Source organism: Paenibacillus sp. FSL H7-0943, from assembly GCF_037963265.1.
Taxonomy (GTDB): Bacteria; Bacillota; Bacilli; order Paenibacillales; family Paenibacillaceae; genus Paenibacillus_AQ; species Paenibacillus_AQ odorifer.
Genome location: NZ_CP150148.1, coordinates 6,441,227 through 6,460,575, shown reverse-complemented (window position 1 = coordinate 6,460,575; position 19,349 = coordinate 6,441,227). Strand labels below are relative to the sequence as shown.

Sequence of the window (19,349 nt, the reverse complement as noted above, 5' to 3'; positions counted from 1 at the left end):
GGCTTTTCATCATGCTAATAACACGGGTTATTAGGTTGTCCATTAAATAAAATGAGCCCTCCATAGCTTGTCATGTCTTGAAAGCGCGAATATATAAGCCCGCCCCTCATATAATGTACCAAACTATCCACAGTTGGGAGGCGGGAGCGTGCACGATTACATCAAGGAACGTACGATCAAAATCGGACGCTGCATCGTGGAAACCAGGCATACGGTCCGGACCATAGCCAAGGAATTTGGCGTTTCAAAGAGCACGGTGCATAAAGATTTAACTGAGCGTCTGCCAGAGATCAACCCTGATCTGGCCGATCAGGTGAAGCACATTCTCGAATATCACAAGTCCATCCGACATCTTCGGGGGGGAGAAGCCACAAAAATCAAATATAAAAAATCGACGGGGAAAAAACGTGAGGTTGCTGTAGCATCAAAGCCATGAGATTTTCGGAAATTTAAGGAAATATTCAGCTTTAATACATTGTGTACTTCCCCTAAAGTATGGTATTTTTAAATTTAGTACTAACTGCTGTTTTTTCAATTAAAATAACACTTTGGGGGCTCTTTCATTATGTTTAGCAAGGATATCGGAATCGACCTCGGCACGGCCAATGTGCTCATACATGTTAAGGGAAGGGGAGTCGTTCTGGATGAACCTTCCGTGGTCACACTTGAAAGTGATACGAAGAGAGTCCTTGCGGTGGGAGAACAGGCACGTCGCATGGTTGGACGTACACCTGGAAATATTATAACAATCCGTCCTCTCCGGGATGGTGTCATTGCAGATTTTGAAATCACAGAAATGATGCTCAAGTATTTTATCGACCGCGTTGGCGGCCGGTCCTGGTACGCACGGCCCCGTATTCTGATTTGCGCCCCTACAAATATTACATCTGTGGAACAGAAGTCCATACGGGAAGCGGCAGAGCGGAGCGGGGCTAAGGAAGTTTTTATGGAGGAAGAGCCAAAAGCCGCTGCAATCGGAGCGGGAATGGATATTTATCAGCCTAGTGGGAACATGGTCGTCGATATCGGTGGCGGAACGACGGATGTAGCCGTACTTTCTATGGGCGACGTCGTTACCGCTTCTTCGATTAAAGTCGCAGGAGACAAGTTCGATGAGGCCATTTTAAGATATATTAAACAAAAGTATAAGCTGTTAATCGGTGAACGTACGGCAGAGGATATTAAGGTTACAATTGGCACCGTGCGTCCAGGCCTGATGCAGGCTGAAATGGATATTCGTGGTCGTGATATGGTAAGTGGACTCCCTCAGACGCTCACTATTACTTCAGGCGAGGTAAAAGAAGCACTATGGGATCCGGTTTCTTCTATTGTGGCAGCTGCTAAGTCCGTTCTGGAACGTACACCGCCTGAGCTATCAGCAGATATTATTGACCGGGGTGTTGTTCTAACTGGTGGTGGCGCTTTACTTAATGGATTGGACGAGCTCCTCTCAGAAGAATTACATGTTCCGGTGTGGATAGCGGAAGACCCGATGCATTGTGTAGTTAAGGGAACCGGAATAATGCTAGATAATTTGGACAAGGTCGTTAAGAAAAAGTTCTAAGCAGCCGATATAAAAGGTAGCAAAAGATTCGGAAGGGGACTACCTTCATGATAAGAGGATTATATACAGCCGCTGCAGGTATGGTTACACAGCAGCGTAGACATGATACGGCAACACAGAACATCGCTAACTTGAATACAACGGGGTACAAGCAGGTTGACAGTGTCAATCATGCTTTTCCGGATGTACTGATCTCTGCTATGAGTAATGGCAATACAAAGCCAGTGGGGCGCCTTAACACTGGGGTTTTTGCAGAACAATCGATATCCCAATATTTACAGGGTGATTTAAGGGAGAGCGGCAAGACCATGGATTTTGCTTTATCTACGGATTTGCAAGTAGCTGATCCAGTGACAGGTCAAAATATCTCCTTTGATGGTTCAGGCAAATATGTAAGCCCTGAGGGTGAGGTTGTTTATCGTCCACAGGCCTTCTTTACTGTACAGGATGCTGAAGGGAATAATCTGTATACGCGAAATGGGAGCTTCTCAATAAACGCGGCTACAGGAGAGGTACTGAGCAGTGGTGGCTTCAAGGTTCTTGATTCCACAGGCAAGCCCCTTGTCTTGACAGGAAATCAGGACACCCTTAAAGTGGACGGGCAGGGTAATTTGCTTAATCCAGTAACAGGACTTCCGACAGGGACCAAGCTTGGTGTGAGTGTAGTAACAAAGCCACAGGAGCTTGTACGTGATGGTAATGGTGTATTTCACGCTGATGATGTAGAGGCGGCAGATATCCGTTTCTCTAACGGAACAGATAACATGCAAGTACGCCAAGGTTACCTGGAAAGCTCCAATGTAGATCCTACTCAGGTTACTGTGGATTTGAATGCCGCCTATCGGGCTTATGAAGCGAACCAGAAGATTGTTCAATATTATGATGGCAGCTTGCAGAAGGCTGTAAGTGAAGTTGGCAGGGTATAGGCAGTGCTTAGGAATGAGCTTTACAGGTAGAGCTTATAGGAGGTTTGATCTATGAACAACTCAACGATTAGTGCAGCAGTCTCCATGTCGAGCCTTCAGCAGCGGCTTGATATTATAGCGGATAATCTAGCCAACATGGATACCAATGGTTATAAGAGCAAGCAGGGCTCTTTTGAGGACGTGCTGACTCGTGTACAACAGCAATCAGATGATTATGACCAACCGGGCCGTTCTACACCCCTAGGCTTTAATATGGGTTTTGGGACTTATGTGCCTTCGATCTCAACGAATTGGGAAGAGGGACCCCTTAAAGAAACAGGGAGTCCGACCGACTTAGCCCTTCAGGGCAACGGGCTTTTTGGTGTTCAGGTCAATGGTACTACGGCGTATACACGTCAGGGTGATTTTCACTTTATTCCTGACACGACTGATGCCAAAAAGATGGTATTGGTTGATAACACAGGAAACTCCGTTTTAAATACAGAGGGCAAACCTCTAACGGTTCCTGTAGGTGTGAATGCTGCTATCGATGAATCTGGTCGTGTGTTAACAAAAAAGACGGAGAATGGACCTGTTCAGGTAGCGGGTACTATAATGATAGTAGAACCTAAGACACAGAATGCCTTAAAGGCTGTCGACGGGAATTTCTATATGCTTGCAGATGGGGTTACAGCACAGCAGGCTTTTGTACAAAGAGCGGCAGGCGAGGCATCTGGAATTGGAGTGCGCTCAGGATGGCTGGAGCAGTCGAATGTCGATATGACCTCAGAAATGACAGAAATGATGCAGATTCAACGCACGTATCAACTCGTAGCTCGGGCACTTTCGTCCAGTGATCAGATGTTTGGTCTAGCCAATAACATGCGCGCGTAGAGGTGAAGGAATGGATCGACAGGAAAAAGTTAAATCGGAAGAGAAGAAAGAACCCTCTCCACGAGGGATCTCCAAATGGACCATGATACAATGGGTTCTTATTCCCTTGCTTCTCGTAGCTGCACTTGGAGGCGGCCTGGCCGTCGGTTACGTTGTCCTGGGTAAGAAAGAGTTAAGCGATGCTCTGCAGTGGAGCACGTGGAGACATGTATATGATTTGGTTTTTGCTCCATAAATGAAGATGATTTAACCACTCCCTTGTTATATAAGGGAGTTTTCTTTTTTATGCTGAAAAATGTATAATGGTGGGGGGCCTCGGGCAGCAAAAAGGGCCCTCTCCGCCATGCTGCCGCATCCGGTGGAGAAAGCCCCTTATCTCAACCTCCACTTCTGCAGTTGGTGAAGGATAAATATAGTTTTTACCGAACCTGCCTAATTTTATGCATTTCGGCAAAGAATAAAAGAAAATGTGCAACATCCGAAAGGAGTTTTGTCATAATGCTGGATATCAACCAAATTCAAGAAATCATCCCCCATCGGCCTCCATTTCTGCTGGTGGACAAAATTATCGAGATTGAAATGGGCAAAAAAGCTGTAGGAATCAAAAATGTAACGATCAATGAACCGTTCTTTGTAGGTCACTTTCCGGGCTATCCGGTAATGCCGGGTGTACTGATTACAGAAGCCCTTGCACAAGTGGGTGCGGTTGCTATCCTGGGTGTAGAAGCTAATCGCGGCCGAATCGGTTTTTTAGCTGGGCTGGACGGATTCCGTTTCCGTGGTCAAGTGGTACCGGGCGATACACTTACTCTTGAAGTAGAGATCACCCGCCTTAAGGGCAGTATCGGAAAAGGACAAGCTACTGCTTCCGTTGAAGGTAAGGTTGTAGCCTCTGGAGAAATTATGTTTGCTCTGAGCTAAATATTTTATTTTTCTATAAATATATCTAAAGGAGAGATTCATATGACTCAATTAAGTGCGAAAGCGGCAGACACATTATCCCGCTGGTTGCAGGACCCTTCTGTTGACGAGGCTACAAAGGCAGAGCTTCGCGCTCTGGAGAATGAGCCACAGGAGCTTGAAGAGCGTTTTTACAGAGACTTAGAGTTTGGTACAGGCGGCTTGCGTGGGGTTATTGGTGCGGGCAGCAATCGTATCAATCGTTATACTGTTGGCAGAGCTACACAAGGCTTCGCTAATTATATTCTAGAAAAGCATACTGGAGAAGGCAGACCTTCGGTTGTTATCGCGCATGACTCTCGTCGCTTCTCGCCTGAATTCACACTTGAGGCTGCTCTTGTACTGGCTGCTAATGGCATCGAGGCGCATTTGTTTACCTCCCTTCGATCAACACCACAGCTGTCATTCAGCGTGCGTTATTTGAAAGCAACGGGTGGTATTGTAATCACCGCGAGCCATAACCCTCCTGAATACAATGGTTATAAGGTCTATAATTCGGAAGGCGGACAGCTTGTACCACACGAAGCCGAAAAGGTCATTTCTTACATACTAGAGGTTGACACTTTTGATGGTGTAAAGCGGATTTCGCAAGAAGAAGCTGAAGCACAAGGGCTGTTGCACTGGCTAGGAGAGAAGGATGACGAAGCGTTTACCGATACTGTTGCTGCGGTCAGTCTTGCAAGTGAAGAGATTGCCTCTACGCTTGGAAAAGACTTTAAAATCGTATACACTCCGCTGCATGGTACAGGTAATTTGCCAGTCCGCCGTGTACTTGAGAAAATCGGCTTCACCCAGGTACATGTTGTACCTGAGCAAGAGCAGCCGGATTCTGAATTCTCTACAGTGAAATCGCCGAACCCGGAGGAACGTGAAGCTTTTACGCTGGCTATGAAGCTGGGCGAAGAGTTGAATGCTGACCTTTTGATTGGTACAGATCCTGATGCAGACCGTATGGGTGCGGTAGTTCGCGACAATGAAGGTAAATTCGTTGTTCTGTCCGGCAATCAATCCGGAGCACTGATGATTCATTACTATTTGAGTCGTTTGCAGGAACAAGGAAAGCTGCCTAGCAATGGTGCGGTTGTAAAGACTATCGTTACTAGTGAAATGGGGGCTGCTGTAGCTTCTCATTATGGTGCAACTGTATTTAATACGCTAACTGGCTTCAAATATATTGGAGAAAAGATGACCCAGTTCGAACAATCCGGAGAATACACATATCTTTTCGGATATGAAGAAAGCTATGGTTATCTTGCAGGCAATTATGCTCGTGATAAAGATGCTGTTCTTGCTGCTATGCTTATCGCTGAAGCAGGTGCTTATTATAAAGCTCAAGGCAAAACATTATATGATGTTCTTCAGGAATTGTACGAGCAGTTCGGATACTTCTTGGAAAGCTTGGAGTCCCGTACGCTGAAAGGCAAAGATGGCGTTGCGCAAATTCAAGGTATCATGAATGATTGGCGTTCTAATGCACCACAAGAAATTGCTGGATCTGCCGTAACAGAAATCCAGGATTATTCCCTGGGCTTAAATGGACTGCCGAAGGAAAATGTACTGAAGTATTTGCTGGCTGACGGATCTTGGTTCTGCCTGCGCCCTTCCGGCACAGAGCCTAAGATTAAAGTTTATTTTGCAGTAGTAGGAGACTCTCTGCAGAATGCTAAGGATAAGGTTGCTGCACTGTCGAAACAGGTTATGGCTCGCGTTGACGGGGGACAATAATAAATATAGAGTGCCTTCTATATTGTGAATTATATTTTATGTAGAAACGGGTACCGTCTCTAAAAGGATGACGATCCGTTTCTACTTTTGTTAAAAGAGTTTTTAAAGCGAAAGAGGAGGTACTTTTGGTGCGGCAAAAATGGCAACGTTGGAATATTACTTCCCGAAAGTGGCTGTGGATCATAGTTGTGGTTGGCGTTATAGCAGCCTTGCCTGTGGTCTATGATCGACTGCAGACGGAGAAGTCTTCCAAGACAGTAGAATTTGTATTTGATTATCGTGATCTGGTTGATGTAGCCAGCTATCGTGCAAATCCACAAGATTATATTTCCGAACAGTTAGATCGCCTTAAAGATGCTGGTGTTCAGAGTATGGCGATTTACGAAAGCACATTGGAAGATTACCGTAAGGCGCGTCGTCTAATGATATGGGGTGCGGCTGATATAGCTAATCTTACGGACACGATCATTCCTGAAAATGAAAACTATACCTATATTCTTTTTACCAGTGCTGATTACAGCGATACTTTAGCGCCTGTAATTAAAGAAGCATTTAGTAATCTTGGGATTAATTCAAGAGACTGGAGTTTCCGCGGACAGCAGGGTCTTATCATTGAGACCCCGCTAGAAGACGCTACATTGAAGCCGCTCCAGCCCGATCCATTTACACTGGACATGCTACACAACAAGGGATTCAGTATTGTACCTCGTCTTGTGGATTCTCTGACTTATAATGAAGCCACGGTAAAGAAGCTGTTGGATCGTTATGAGGAATTGGGTGTTAAACGGATTCTATTTGAAGGTGAGTCTGTTAAAGGGTTTAATGATGATGCCGATACTGGCAGTATCACTGACTTTGCTAATCTCCTTAAGGAACGTGGAATGGGGATTGCAGCAATTGAGAATATTAAAAAACAGCAAAAGGGCTTTAACAGGCTCGCTTATTTGCTGGATTATAATGTGACCCGTTTATATTCCCTTAGTGAGGGAGATTCTGCCTTAGATCCAAAAGTAATTTCGGACCGTTTCGCTCTGGCAACAAAGGATCGGAATATCCGCATGATCTACTTAAACACGATTCCTGCAAGAAATACTGCTAAGGCACAGGTTACAGATACATTAGATAACCTTATTACCAGCCTAAGCGAACCAGGCGGAGCAGTTGAGCAGATTAAAGACAATGGATTTAAACTGGGACAAGCTACGGCATTTGAGGTTGTAGATTCCTCTTATCAACGTTACTTTAAGCTAGTTGCGGTGGTTGGAGCAGTGTCTTTAGTGGCTCTGCTGGTCTCTTACTTCATTCCACAGCTCACGCTTGCTGCCTGGGTGTTAGGTCTGATTGGAAGTGCAGGCCTGATGCTAGTGAAGCCTGAAATGTTTGAACAAGCGCTCGCGCTTGCCGCTGCGATAAGTGCACCAACGCTTGCCGTTGTGCTTGCCATTCGTAAGGTTAATGAAATGGGGCCACCTCTACGGAGCAATCCCCTTACCTATAAGGCTATGAGCCCGCAACGCCGGTTTACACATAGCTTAGTGCTTTATTTTAAGACTTCACTGATCTCTTTGAGCGCTGTGCCGTTTATGATAGCACTGCTTAATAATGTTACTTATAGCCTGGTTCTCAACCAGTTCCGTGGTGTCAGTCTGCTTCATATGGCGCCTATCGGTCTTGTGGCACTTTACGTGCTTTTGTATCGCGGGGATTTTGTCTTTAACAAGACAGGTAAGCTGCTGCGGACACCAATCACATTTGCGATGATTATTATTGCCTTTGTTTTGGCGGTTGTTGGCTATTATTACATGACCCGTACAGGTAACGGTGGCAGTGTGAGTCCGTTGGAAATGGTTTTACGTACATTCTTGGAAAATACGGTTGGCGTTCGACCGCGTAATAAAGAGTTTTTGCTAGCGCATCCGTTATTAATTCTTGGCGCATTCTTGGCCTTTAGATATCGGAATGCAGCGTTTATCATGATTATTGCTGTAATCGGTCAGCTCTCGATGGTAGATACCTTTGCTCATATTCACTCGCCAGTTCTGATCTCGCTCATACGTGGCTTGCTCGGTCTTGGATTAGGACTGATCATTGGTGTGATTGCCGTAATCGTATGGCAAATTGCAGAAGGGTGTTGGAAACGATGGTCGCCACTCCTAAAAAGATAGTTATTTCCGGTTATTACGGTTTCCATAACAGCGGGGATGAGGCGGTACTGCAATCTATATTGATTGCACTGCAACAACATTCTCAAGCTGCAGGTATAGAGATCGAACCCATTGTCTTGTCCATCGATCCTGAGTGGACTAGCGCCACATATGGAGTGAAATCTGTGCACCGGATGAAGCTGGTTGAAGTCCGTCAAGCTATTTATGAGAGTTCTGGTCTGATTAGCGGTGGAGGCAGCTTGCTGCAAGATGTAACAGGAAGCAAGAGTATTCCTTACTATTTAGGTATTATTAAGCTTGCGCAGTGGATGGGTAAACCGACCTTTATTTATGCTCAAGGTATCGGACCTGTGCATCGTAAGCTTTTCCACCCATTAATCAAATCAGTGTTTCGCAAATGTACTTATATCTCTGTGCGGGATGAACAATCCCGCGAGCTTTTACTTTCTATGGGATTAGAACAGAAGAACATAGAGGTTGTTCCTGACCCGGTGATGGGCTTATCTTTACCTGAAGAGACTGATGCTGTTGAATTACCAGAGTCTTCAGATTCACTTCCGGTAGTAGGTATTTCGGTACGTTATTGGGAACAAGATCGCAAGGAGCTGGACGCTCTTGCTCAAGGCTTGATTAAGGCGAATCTTGAAAAACCATTGCATTTAAGATTCCTTCCGTTTCATCTTCCATCTGATATTGAAGCCTCACGTTATGTGATGGAGAAGCTGGAAGAAAATATAAGCCAGCATGGGGGGCAGGTCAGTATTTGTGAAGATGCCAGTCATCCGCAACACATGCTGCGGGAAGTAGGGCAATGTGAAGTGCTGATCGGAATGCGTCTTCATAGCCTGATTTATGCCGCAGGGCGGCGAGTTCCGCTGATTGGTATCTCTTATGATCCGAAAATTGATCATTTTCTAGACAGAGTTCGGTGTCAGCCTGTGGGCACGACCCAATCATTAGATGCTGGACAAGTTGCTGCTGAGATAGGCCATCTTTTGGAAACAGCAGAGGGATGGAGAAATGAGCGGGAGACGATCCTCTCCTCGTTGATTCAAGAAGCAGGGGCTCCAGCACGGCAAATCGTAGAATATTTTCACCATAAAGGATGATCTAAAGTGAAAGCAGAAAGCGCGGTACCTACAGTTCCTATTTTTGGGATTAGAGTCTCCAAGGTTGATATGGCAGCAACTGTTGCTTATTTGACAGAGGCGGTTCATACCCGTATCCCGCATCAAGTGATTACAGCTAATCCGATTATGGTTATGGCTGCTTTGGAAGATCCAGCTTATATGGAGATAATGAAGTCAGCTGAATTGGTTGTCCCAGATGGAACCGGTGTGGTATGGGCTGCTAATTATTGTAAGGAGCCTGTAACCGAACGGGTAGCTGGTTTTGACCTGTTACATGAATTGATGCAACAGGGTGAAAGATATGGTTGGAAGATATATCTCCTTGGTTCTACACCTGAGGTGATTCAGGAAACCGCTGAAAGGTTACAATTGCAATATCCGCGTGTTATTATTGCAGGATATCATGACGGTTATTTTGGTCCGGAATCGGACGATGAAATTATTGCTGGAATTGTTAAAACCAATCCTGACTTATTATTTGTGGCCAGAGGCGCGGATAGTCAGGAACCATGGATTGCAAAACACAAATCCAAGTTAGGTGTTCCGATCATGATGGGGGTCGGCGGCAGCTTTGATGTAATTTCTGGCAAGAGCAAGAGAGCACCAAAAGTTTTCCAAAAAATGAGAATTGAATGGTTGTACCGTTTATTAAAAGAGCCTACGCGGTACAAAAGAATGCTTGCGTTGCCGAAATTCGCATTAAAAGTGGTGCGTGAGAAAGATAAAGTAACAAAAGTCTAGTCAAATGCCGATATTCACCTGGAAAATCAGATGAATAGCCTAAAAAAGGGATTGGAATTTGTTTTTGTAACAGCGTATAATTCAATGCGGTAGAGAAATGGGGGTCGACTGATCAAATGTTAATCATATACATCGCTGGATTTATCGTATGCATGGGACTCGCACTTGGCCTCACACCTTTGGTGAAGAAATTCGCCATTAAGATTGGTGCGACAGATGTGCCGAATGCTCGTAAAGTGCACACGAAAATTATGCCCCGCCTTGGCGGATTAGCTATTTTTCTGGCGTTTGTGTTAGGCCTGCTTGCCGTATTGCCGATTATTCCATATGAGTTCACTCCGCGGGAGGCCAACTTCATCAAAGCGCTGCTGTGTGGCGGCGGACTGATTGTACTTATCGGAGGTTTGGATGACCGATTTGAATTATCAGCAAAGTTGAAGCTGCTGGGCCAAATTGTCGCAGCATGTATTGTAGTTTTCGGTTTTGGTATTACTGTAGATTTTGTGAATATTCCATTTAACAATACGTATTCTTCATTGGAAAGCTGGATTGCTATCCCGCTTACGATTTTCTGGATTGTTGGTGTCACCAATGCTGTTAACCTGATTGACGGGTTGGACGGGCTTGCTGCTGGTGTATCAGGGATTGCGATTGCTACGATTGCGGTAATGGCTTTCTTGATGGGTAACACGATGGTTGCCATGTTATGCCTGTTGCTTCTGGGTAGCATAATCGGATTCTTGTTCTTCAACTTCCATCCCGCCAAGATTTTTATGGGGGATACGGGATCGCTGTTCTTAGGCTTCTGCTTAGCTTTACTTGCTTTGCTAGGGTTTAAACAGATTGCCGTGGTTTCGTTTATTACACCTTTGCTTATCATTGGTGTACCGTTGTCAGACACGTTCTTTGCGATCGTGCGCCGAAAGCTGCAGAAGAAACCAATCTTTGCACCAGACAAAGGTCACTTGCATCATTGCCTTCGCGAGCTAGGCTTTAGTCATCGTCAGACTGTGCTCATTATTTATGGTATTGCTGCATTTTTCGGAGTTTTAGCTGTTATTCAATCCTCTGCCGCTCTTTACGAGGCGAACTGGGTTACCTTTGTAGTCATCTGCATCATGCTCTTCTTCTTGCAGATCGGTGCGGAAGTTACAGGTTTGATCGGTAAGACTAAACGTCCGCTGATTGATTTCTTTTTAAGAATTCGTATGAAGGCTAATCCGGAAAGAGGTTCCAAATCTTAAATTATTAATGGTATTATTCTAATATTTTCTATAACTAACAAAACTCATCCCTTTTCGGATGAGTTTTTTGTTGTTTTCCCTAAAAATATCGCTTCCTATGACCGATAAAGAACAAAGTGAAGGTTTACGAGAATTTATACTCAAAGGAGAGATATAACACATGCAACGCTTTAAGAGACCGTTCGTTTGGCTGATGCTGGCGGCTTTGATCGTTTCTATGTTCCCAGGTAAATACACGCCCATAGCGGCAGCGGCTACCACGAGTTCCACGACTTTCTTCAGTCCGGATGATCTCACATTACGTAATACTGTTCTGTTGAAACAGGATGTTGTAGCAACAACAGCTAATCCTAATCCTGAGGGACTTATTGACCGTTCTAGTGTTTACAAAGTAAGTAGCCCTACCTTTTCAATTACAGGAACCTACTCTCAGGTAACATCTTCCACGATGAAGGTTACTGTAGAGCAGCTTACAAAAGATAGTCAATCTAATAAATGGGTAACAGATGCTACTCACCTGACTACGGGAGCGGTAACAACAGATACCAATAGCCCGGATAACCGTTTTGTAGCATCTGGTCTTGTTTTGTATACAGGTTTTAATAAGGTGACCTTTTCTGGTATGCAAGGGAATCTCCAACGTTCAGAATCATTTTATGTTCTTTACGATAAAGTTCCCTATGTAACAGAATTAAAAGTTTTGGGTGGTCCTTCTGCGCTTAATTTAAATGAAGGAACACAAGTTGTCGTACCAGTATCTACAGTTACTCTTCAAGGTAAAGTAACGAATGCCACTAAAGTCAGTGTCTCCGTGAATGGAGGAACTGCATTACAAACTTCCCTATTGGAAGACGGAACATTTTTCACCCCCGCGCTGAACTTGAGTCCGGGATTAAGTACGCTTAAGATTGTTATTCAAAATGCTTCGGATTCAATAACAATAGACAGATCCGTATATTTCTTTGATAAGGATCAACCGTACGCTTCTTTGAACATCAACCACGACAATGCGGACTATAATATCTTAAATGATAATGTGCCTACGTTGACTGCTGATTTGACTCCAAGTGTTGCAGGTTTTACTGGACAGATCTTAGTTCCATATAACGTGGCTCCGTTTGCAACAAATGCTGTGCTAACTCTTAATAAAGGTAATAGTTCCGAAAAAGTTGTAACGATTAGTGCTGTGACAGAAGAATTAACAATTCCTGGTCCTGATGGCGTTACTCCAACGTATAAATTGGTTAAATTTAAGACTGCAGCTGATTTAGAAATCTTGGCGGGTGTAAATGACTTTAAATTGTCTGTAGATTATGGCAGCCACAGCAGTTCTCATCTTTATTCATATAAATTTTTGAAAAATGAGACTGTTATAACAGAAATGTACTACCTTCCTGGATATACAGGCTCAGGTGATCTTACCAATATCTCTAAATTGCCTTTGAATGGCCAACAGTTGGAGACGGATAGTTTCTATATAATGGCGAAGACAAATAGATCAACAACCCCAGCAGATATAACTGCAAACTATTTGCCTTTGAGTAATAAACCACTATCCATCGATTATGTAACTGCAGGCACAGGAACAAATGAATATATTTATAAAATATCAGGGTTCTCTAATGGTCAACAAAAGGTACAATTCCGTTATAAAGGATCCGAATCCTTCTATAATGCTGATATTTCATATGTATCGAAAAACTATATATATGTAAGTAATCTGCAAGATGGTCAGACCTACGAATTCGATTCCAGTGTAGAAAGAAAACTTAATGTCGCTGGGGAATATATCGGGTTCGAAAATATAGAAAATGCACAAGTGCAAATTAACGGTACAGACAGTAACTCATTATCTAGCAATCCTTTTAAGCTTGAAGTAGAAAAAAACTCAACAGTAAATAAAACAACTTTTAATTTCACTGTGACAATCAGTCAGACGGGACCACTGGTATACGGTGAGAATAAAATCGTGTTTACTGGAGTCTCAAGAGATAATGCTGGTAACCAACGTATTATCAAAAAAGAACTTAAAATTTACATCATTGATACCAACATTTCTGGGATAAAACAATTCCATCCTACTTTAGGGGATAATCGTTTACCTTTTACAACTACAACCCTTTCTAATGAAGTCGAGCGTAATGCCATGCTGGCATTGCCGGCTGAGATTGTATATAAGGATGAAAAATATACAACAAACAAAGATAAATTCGACTTGGTACTACAAGGTAGTGGTGCTACAACGCTGAATCTTTATCAGGGCTCTACTTTGGTGTTTACTTCGACGGGGCAGGATAAGCTGCTAATTGACGGTACGGAATCCGCTGGACCTATTGGTCCTAAACGTTATCCTGATGAAGTGGCTGCAAATGGTCTGTATTATGACTACATTGGCAGTGCTAAAAACTTTATTTTAAGATTACGTGACATTAAATTTGATGCCCCAGGAAGTCAAGTTTATACCCTAGAGCTTATTAACAAAACAGGAGCAAGAACTACACAACGTCTTGAAGTAGTGCGGGAAGTTGCTCCATATCGTCTTCTGTCACCTGTAGCGACGGTAGGTGAGCAAATTGTTGTTAACAAAAACTTTGTTCGTTTTGATATTGAGGCTGAAGGTGCCACTAAAGTAATAATTGGCAAAGAAGAAGCAATTAAACGTACGGATTTGCCAAATCAAGATCGCTTCACCTATGATTATGTGGGCTTAAAAGCAGACAAATCGAATCCCATTAAGATACAAGTGGTTCGTGCTAACTCCACAATAAGCGATACTATAAATGTGTATTATGCTAGTGCAGTGCAGATTGATACACAATATATGGCTGAGAAGGTAGCTACGAAGTATAGTGTCTTTAATAAAACCTTGGAATTGAACTTCCCTAAAGGCACGATTATGAAGGGATATACTAGCTCTGGTGCTGCAAAATATTATCCTAATACAAAACTGTTGTTTGGTATTGCGGATCCCGCTGATGGCGTTGTTGAACGTAAGAATGATTACGGGAACATTATCAACGTAACGGGTAGTGACGACAGAACCGAAGGCGGGGGCGGGCAGCTTGTGATTCCACAAGATCTTGCGCTGCGCTTTACATCAACCGTCTCTACTAATAACTTTTCGAGAGTATCGGATATCTATTGGCTTAGTGGTGGTCTAGGAAATGATGGCGTTAATCTTGAGACCAACGGGGTTACCCCGCATTTCGTGGATGCCAGTGGAAAGACTGGATACTTTACACAGTATAGTCAAACAAGAAAAATCGTACCTTCCCAACGTGGTGAATTGACGCTTACTTTCAACTCCAGCATTGTGGATGAAGTGGGATCGACTATTACAGTATTCCGATATACAGATTCAGGTAAGTGGGAGAACTTGGGCGGGGTCGTAGATACGAAGAAACATACCATCACCGTTCCATTCGATGAATTTGGTTATTACACTGTTATGAAGCTGCGCCGTGGTTTTGTTGATATTACGAATCATCCATGGGGCAGAAATATAATGAATGGATTGTATTCCAAAGGATTTATGACTAATCTTCGAGCAGATGCATTCGGAGCCGATGATTTGACCACTCGTGGTGAATTTGCTACATTGTTGGTGAAATCATTAAGTATTCCTTTGAACTATGATGCTAATAAACAAACCTTCTTTGATATTGTGCCAGAAGCCGTCGCGGCCACATGGGATTTCAAACACATTGAGACAGCTGCTAGGGCAGGTATTGTTACAGGCCTCAGTGATGGCTTCTTTGGGCCTGATCAAGCCTTAACACGTGAACAAGCCGCAGTAATGATAGCTAGGGCGTTGAAACTCAAGATGTCTTTGAATGACAGTAAACTGCTGGCAAGCTTAAGCAAATCATTTGTTGATACAAGTAACATGGATTTCTACTCACGTCCTGCAATTGAAGCTATATCTAAAGCTAAGATTATGGAAGGAAGCGCTGTGACCGTTACAGGCCAAAAGAAGCCCGTCTATAACTTTAACCCGAAGGGTAAGTTGACTAGAGCAGAGGCTGGTAAGATTACTGTGGCACTCTTACAGAAGAGTACAAGCATCTTCCCTAAGAACTTTAACTAAAGAATAAAAAAGTGCTCCGGCCTGCGAAAAGTATTCGTAGGTCGGAGTTTTGATGTAAAGATAACAATTACCAGTGACATAAATTTTGTAATCTGCACCGATTTACGATACAATAATGTAGAAAATATTATTTTCTGAAAGGTGAAAGCCATCGATGAAACCGATTTTATCAAAAGCACAGTTGGATTACATGAAAGCCAAGAATATGTTTGAGAATAGAGCAAAAGTGTTGGAGAAGGAAATTGCAGCTAAACGGGCACTACAGGAGATCACTCAAGAGGTCATGGAAGAACTGGTGCAAGCAACAGGATTCCACGATTCATACAACGAGCTTGTTGTTACTGAGAATGCTCTGATCGAATGGTCTCATACTACAATCAAGCATGAGAAGAGCTACCGCGAGAACCGCGCAGCTATTGATGCAATGTATGACAATGTGAACTCGAGTCCTGAGAAGCGTCAGGAATTGATCCAATTATCTATGAAGATTCGTTAGAAACAATGTAATAGAAGCAAGCGTCGGCAACGGCGCTTTTTTTGTTTTTTGTAGGAATGTTTAAATTAATAGTACAAGTGTTAATGATTCTTAGTAAATATTGCATAATGACGTTTAGAAAGCGACTATGATATACTGTTTTCCGTAGGCACCCATGATTAACAATAGTTAGTAGAACATACATATGTATCTTCTAATGGGATCACACCGGAAAATATAAAAAAGAAGATTTTTTTTGAGAAACCGCAACTTTTTCAAATCTTCTGCGTTTAAGGTGTAGAGTCATTTACACAGAGGCTGAAATTAACCGCTGGTAAAGCCAATTTAACAAAATGGAAAAATTAGCTTTACGTGACTTGAGGCACATTGTATAATACTTAGGTATAATTAGGAATCTAGTATTGTCATGTCCTAAAATCGTTTACCAGTTTCTGTGATACCCGTCACAGACATTATTTATACTTAATTTGCTCAACTCGGGAAAGGGGGTGCATCGGCTAATGAGTGACATGAGCTACTCAACTAAAGAAAAATCTCAGTTTATGAACGTCCAAGGAGGAGAAAAAAAGGTTATGAAGAAAATTTTATCCGTAGCATTATCTACAGCAATGGCATTCTCGATGTTTGCCTCTGTAGCGTTTGGTGACGCAGCAACAACTCCGCAACAAAAATTTGATGCTTTGGCAGCGAAAGGTATTCTCAACGGATACCCAGATGGTCAAGCTCACCTTGAAAAAGATCTTACTCGTGCTGAGTTCGCGAAGATCGTTACTAAATTGTTCGACCTTACTGAAGTAAGTAACAAATTGTCTTACAAAGACAAAGGTTACAACGCATCGAACTGGGCTGTGCCTTACATCGAAGCTGTTACTGCAGTAAACTACATGCAAGGTAAAGATACTGTTAAAGGTATCTTCGACTACAACGGTAAAGTAACAGTTGAAGAAGTTGCGGCTGTATTGTTCCGCGCTTTGAAACTGGAACAACCAACTACAACTGACAACTCTGCATCCGCATGGGCTAAAGGTTACGCTCAAGCAGTAATCAATGCAGGTTTGGTTGCTAAAGACACTAACTTCAAAGCTAACGCTAGCCGTTCTTTGGTAGTTGAAACAGCTTATGCTGTGGATCAATTGAGCCAAGCAGCTACAATCGTTTCTGCTGAAGCATTGAGCCCAACTAAAGTAGTTGTTACTTTCTCTGACAAAACTACTACAACTGTTGAATTGACAACTGCTCTTGTAGCAGGCGTTGAAACTACAATCAACTTCAAACACAATGATCATGATTACACTACAAAAGTAACTTTGGCAGCTCCTAAGGTTGTTTCCGCAGAAGCTCCAAATGCTAAACAAGTAGTAATCAAATTTAACCGTTCAATCGATGTTGATACACTGGCTGAATCCAGCAAAGTTATCGACGGCGTAGTAAAAGTAACTAAAGTGGGTAGTGATGTTAACGAAGTAGCTAATGCTAATGTTACCTTCAACGCTGACAACACTGAAGCTGTTATTACCCTGCCAGGAGTTAAATTCCTTAAAGGTAACTACACTGTAGTTCTTAACGATGCTGTAACAACAACATCTGCTGAAGCTATCCCAGCTTACACACAACTGATCACTGTTGCTGATACAGTTGCTCCAACACTTGCTTCTGCTAGCTCTACTGCAAAAGCAACTACTAAAGATGTATACGTGAAATTCAGCGAACCAGTTAAAACTACTGGTATTGTTGCTTACGTAAATGGTCAAGTTGCTACTGTAACTGTAACAAATGATACTTACACTGAGTATAAATTGTCTGCAGGAACATTGGATAGCGGCAAAACTTACGATGTATCGTTGCTTAACGTTACTGACTTTGCAGGTAATGTAGCTAATCCTAACCCAATCAAAACTACTGTAACTGTAGTTTCTGATGTTGCTGCTCCAGTAATCAAGAGCGTAACTCCAGTAAGTGACAAGTATGTTGAAGTTGAGTTCGACAAAACAGTTGATCGTGCTTCTTTGGTTGGTAATGTTCGCTTGTTGAACTCCGTTGGTGAAAGCCAAGGTACGTTCCAAGTGTTGACTACTGACAATGGCAAGAAGTTCACCCTTCAAAGCCCATTGACTAGCTTCCCTTCAACTGGAACTTTCACTGGTTCTGTAGTATTCGGAGCTTCTGTAAAAGATACTCTGGGTAACATTTTGGGAACAGCTGCTAGCCAAGCAATTACCTTTACTAAAGACACTGTAGCTCCTACTGTAACTGGTGTTACTTACACAACTACAGCTGTTAATAAAGGTCTGGTTCTGAAATTCTCTGAAAATGTTGTATACAAAGGTAAAGGCACCCTGCAACTGATTAATGATACTACTGGTGAAGCTACAACTGTACTTCACAATTCTAGTCTTGTTAAAGGTAGCGGAAGTACTTTCACTATCACTGGTGTAAGTGTACCAACTGCTGGTAGCTACACATTGCGTATTCCTGCAGGATTGTTCGTAGATAAATCCTACAGTGCAAATGAACTGACTGCTGCAGTATTGCCTGTAACAATCGGATCTACTTCAACTGACGATAAAGCTCCAGAATTGTTGGTTGTTAATGGCGCTGCTCCTATCAAGTTCTATGATAGCAAATCTGTTGGTGATGACACTTATGGTGATGCTTTGATCACTGTTGATCTGTTTGATGCTAGCGGTTTGAAATCATCCACAATTCTTGATAAAAACAGCTACACATTGAACAATGCTGGTCTTCCAAGCACTTCTTACGTTACAATTAAAACATTGAACGAAAAAGGCGAAGAAGTATCATCTGCTACTAACCCAACTCGTGCTCGTGCATATGTATATATCCCTAGCTCCAGCATCACAGAAACTAAAGACTATGTCTTTGCTGTGAATGGTGTTACTGATACTGCTGGTAACGTAATCGATGGTACAGTTGCACAACAAAAAGGTAAGCTGACTAGCAGAATTAGCCCTGCGTTTGATTCAGCTGTAGTATCCAGCGGAGGTTCAACTGAACTGATTCTCGGATTCTCCAAAGACCTGAATGAAGCTACAACTGAAGCTGACTTGAAAGCGAACCTGGAATTCTACATCAACACTGATGTTAATTCTAGCAACAAAATTTCATCAGATAACATTCTTTCTATCACTCCGATTAAATACGGATCTGATAAAGGAAAATGGTCTGTTAAATTCTCCAAGAAAATCATTGATTCCGCTGCTGGTGCTAAAGAAGAACTTGATCTTAACGCCAACGGTGTTAACAGAATCATTGTTAAAGTTAAGAAAGACGCTGCAATCTTCGATGCTGATGGCAACAAGATCAAAGGCGAAACAGAAATCTCCGCTAAGTAATCTCCGATTACCGAAGCACAGAATAGCCTCTTCGGAGGCTATTCTTTTTTTATAGGTTTTTATCCCCAATAATGAGGAGGAACTT

General features: G+C 42.8%; 14 protein-coding genes. All 14 read left to right on the top strand.

Annotated features, from left to right (window positions below; all coding sequences use genetic code 11):
* The first annotated feature begins 148 nt into the window (after positions 1-148).
* The 14 genes from spoIIID to NSQ55_RS28250 all read left to right on the top strand — a co-directional run bounded on the left by spoIIID (position 149) and on the right by NSQ55_RS28250 (position 19,264).
* Positions 149-436 carry a sporulation transcriptional regulator SpoIIID gene (gene spoIIID, locus NSQ55_RS28315; RefSeq protein WP_036681548.1) on the top strand — a complete coding sequence of 96 codons (288 nt, stop codon included), beginning with the start codon at positions 149-151 and terminating at the stop codon, positions 434-436.
* A 129-nt stretch (positions 437-565) separates the two neighbouring features.
* Positions 566-1,564 carry a rod shape-determining protein gene (locus tag NSQ55_RS28310; RefSeq protein WP_036681546.1) on the top strand — a complete coding sequence of 333 codons (999 nt, stop codon included), beginning with the start codon at positions 566-568 and terminating at the stop codon, positions 1,562-1,564.
* 47 nt (positions 1,565-1,611) lie between these two features.
* Positions 1,612-2,490, top strand: a complete 879-nt coding sequence (locus NSQ55_RS28305) for a flagellar hook-basal body protein (RefSeq protein WP_038573634.1) — start codon at positions 1,612-1,614, stop codon at positions 2,488-2,490.
* Positions 2,491-2,541: 51 nt separating this feature from the next.
* Complete coding sequence (locus NSQ55_RS28300) at positions 2,542-3,363, top strand: flagellar hook-basal body protein (protein ID WP_339170219.1); 822 nt, start codon at positions 2,542-2,544, stop codon at positions 3,361-3,363.
* A 10-nt stretch (positions 3,364-3,373) separates the two neighbouring features.
* Positions 3,374-3,598, top strand: a complete 225-nt coding sequence (locus NSQ55_RS28295; RefSeq protein WP_036681538.1) for a DNA-directed RNA polymerase subunit beta — start codon at positions 3,374-3,376, stop codon at positions 3,596-3,598.
* A 263-nt stretch (positions 3,599-3,861) separates the two neighbouring features.
* Positions 3,862-4,284, top strand: coding sequence for a 3-hydroxyacyl-ACP dehydratase FabZ (fabZ, locus tag NSQ55_RS28290; RefSeq protein ID WP_036681536.1), 423 nt, complete (start codon positions 3,862-3,864; stop codon positions 4,282-4,284).
* Positions 4,285-4,326: 42 nt separating this feature from the next.
* Complete coding sequence (locus NSQ55_RS28285) at positions 4,327-6,048, top strand: phospho-sugar mutase (protein WP_076123920.1); 1,722 nt, start codon at positions 4,327-4,329, stop codon at positions 6,046-6,048.
* 128 nt (positions 6,049-6,176) lie between these two features.
* Positions 6,177-8,213 (top strand): DUF5693 family protein, encoded by a 2,037-nt coding sequence (locus NSQ55_RS28280; protein WP_076219972.1) that lies wholly within the window; start codon positions 6,177-6,179, stop codon positions 8,211-8,213.
* Positions 8,189-9,322, top strand: a complete 1,134-nt coding sequence (gene csaB / locus NSQ55_RS28275; RefSeq protein ID WP_339170216.1) for a polysaccharide pyruvyl transferase CsaB — start codon at positions 8,189-8,191, stop codon at positions 9,320-9,322. The genes NSQ55_RS28280 and csaB overlap by 25 nt, the downstream gene beginning before the upstream one ends.
* Positions 9,323-9,328: 6 nt before the next feature.
* Positions 9,329-10,084, top strand: a complete 756-nt coding sequence (locus tag NSQ55_RS28270; RefSeq protein ID WP_280753185.1) for a WecB/TagA/CpsF family glycosyltransferase — start codon at positions 9,329-9,331, stop codon at positions 10,082-10,084.
* Between the two features lie 116 nt (positions 10,085-10,200).
* Entirely contained in the window at positions 10,201-11,328 is a 1,128-nt protein-coding gene (locus tag NSQ55_RS28265) for an MraY family glycosyltransferase (protein WP_036681523.1), read from the top strand.
* Between the two features lie 160 nt (positions 11,329-11,488).
* Positions 11,489-15,415 (top strand): S-layer homology domain-containing protein, encoded by a 3,927-nt coding sequence (locus tag NSQ55_RS28260; protein WP_339170211.1) that lies wholly within the window; start codon positions 11,489-11,491, stop codon positions 15,413-15,415.
* A gap of 154 nt (positions 15,416-15,569) precedes the next feature.
* Positions 15,570-15,911: a hypothetical protein gene (locus tag NSQ55_RS28255; RefSeq protein WP_036681520.1), complete on the top strand. Its 342-nt coding sequence runs from the start codon at positions 15,570-15,572 to the stop codon at positions 15,909-15,911.
* Between the two features lie 500 nt (positions 15,912-16,411).
* Positions 16,412-19,264 (top strand): Ig-like domain-containing protein, encoded by a 2,853-nt coding sequence (locus NSQ55_RS28250; protein ID WP_052097368.1) that lies wholly within the window; start codon positions 16,412-16,414, stop codon positions 19,262-19,264.
* Positions 19,265-19,349 lie beyond the last annotated feature (85 nt).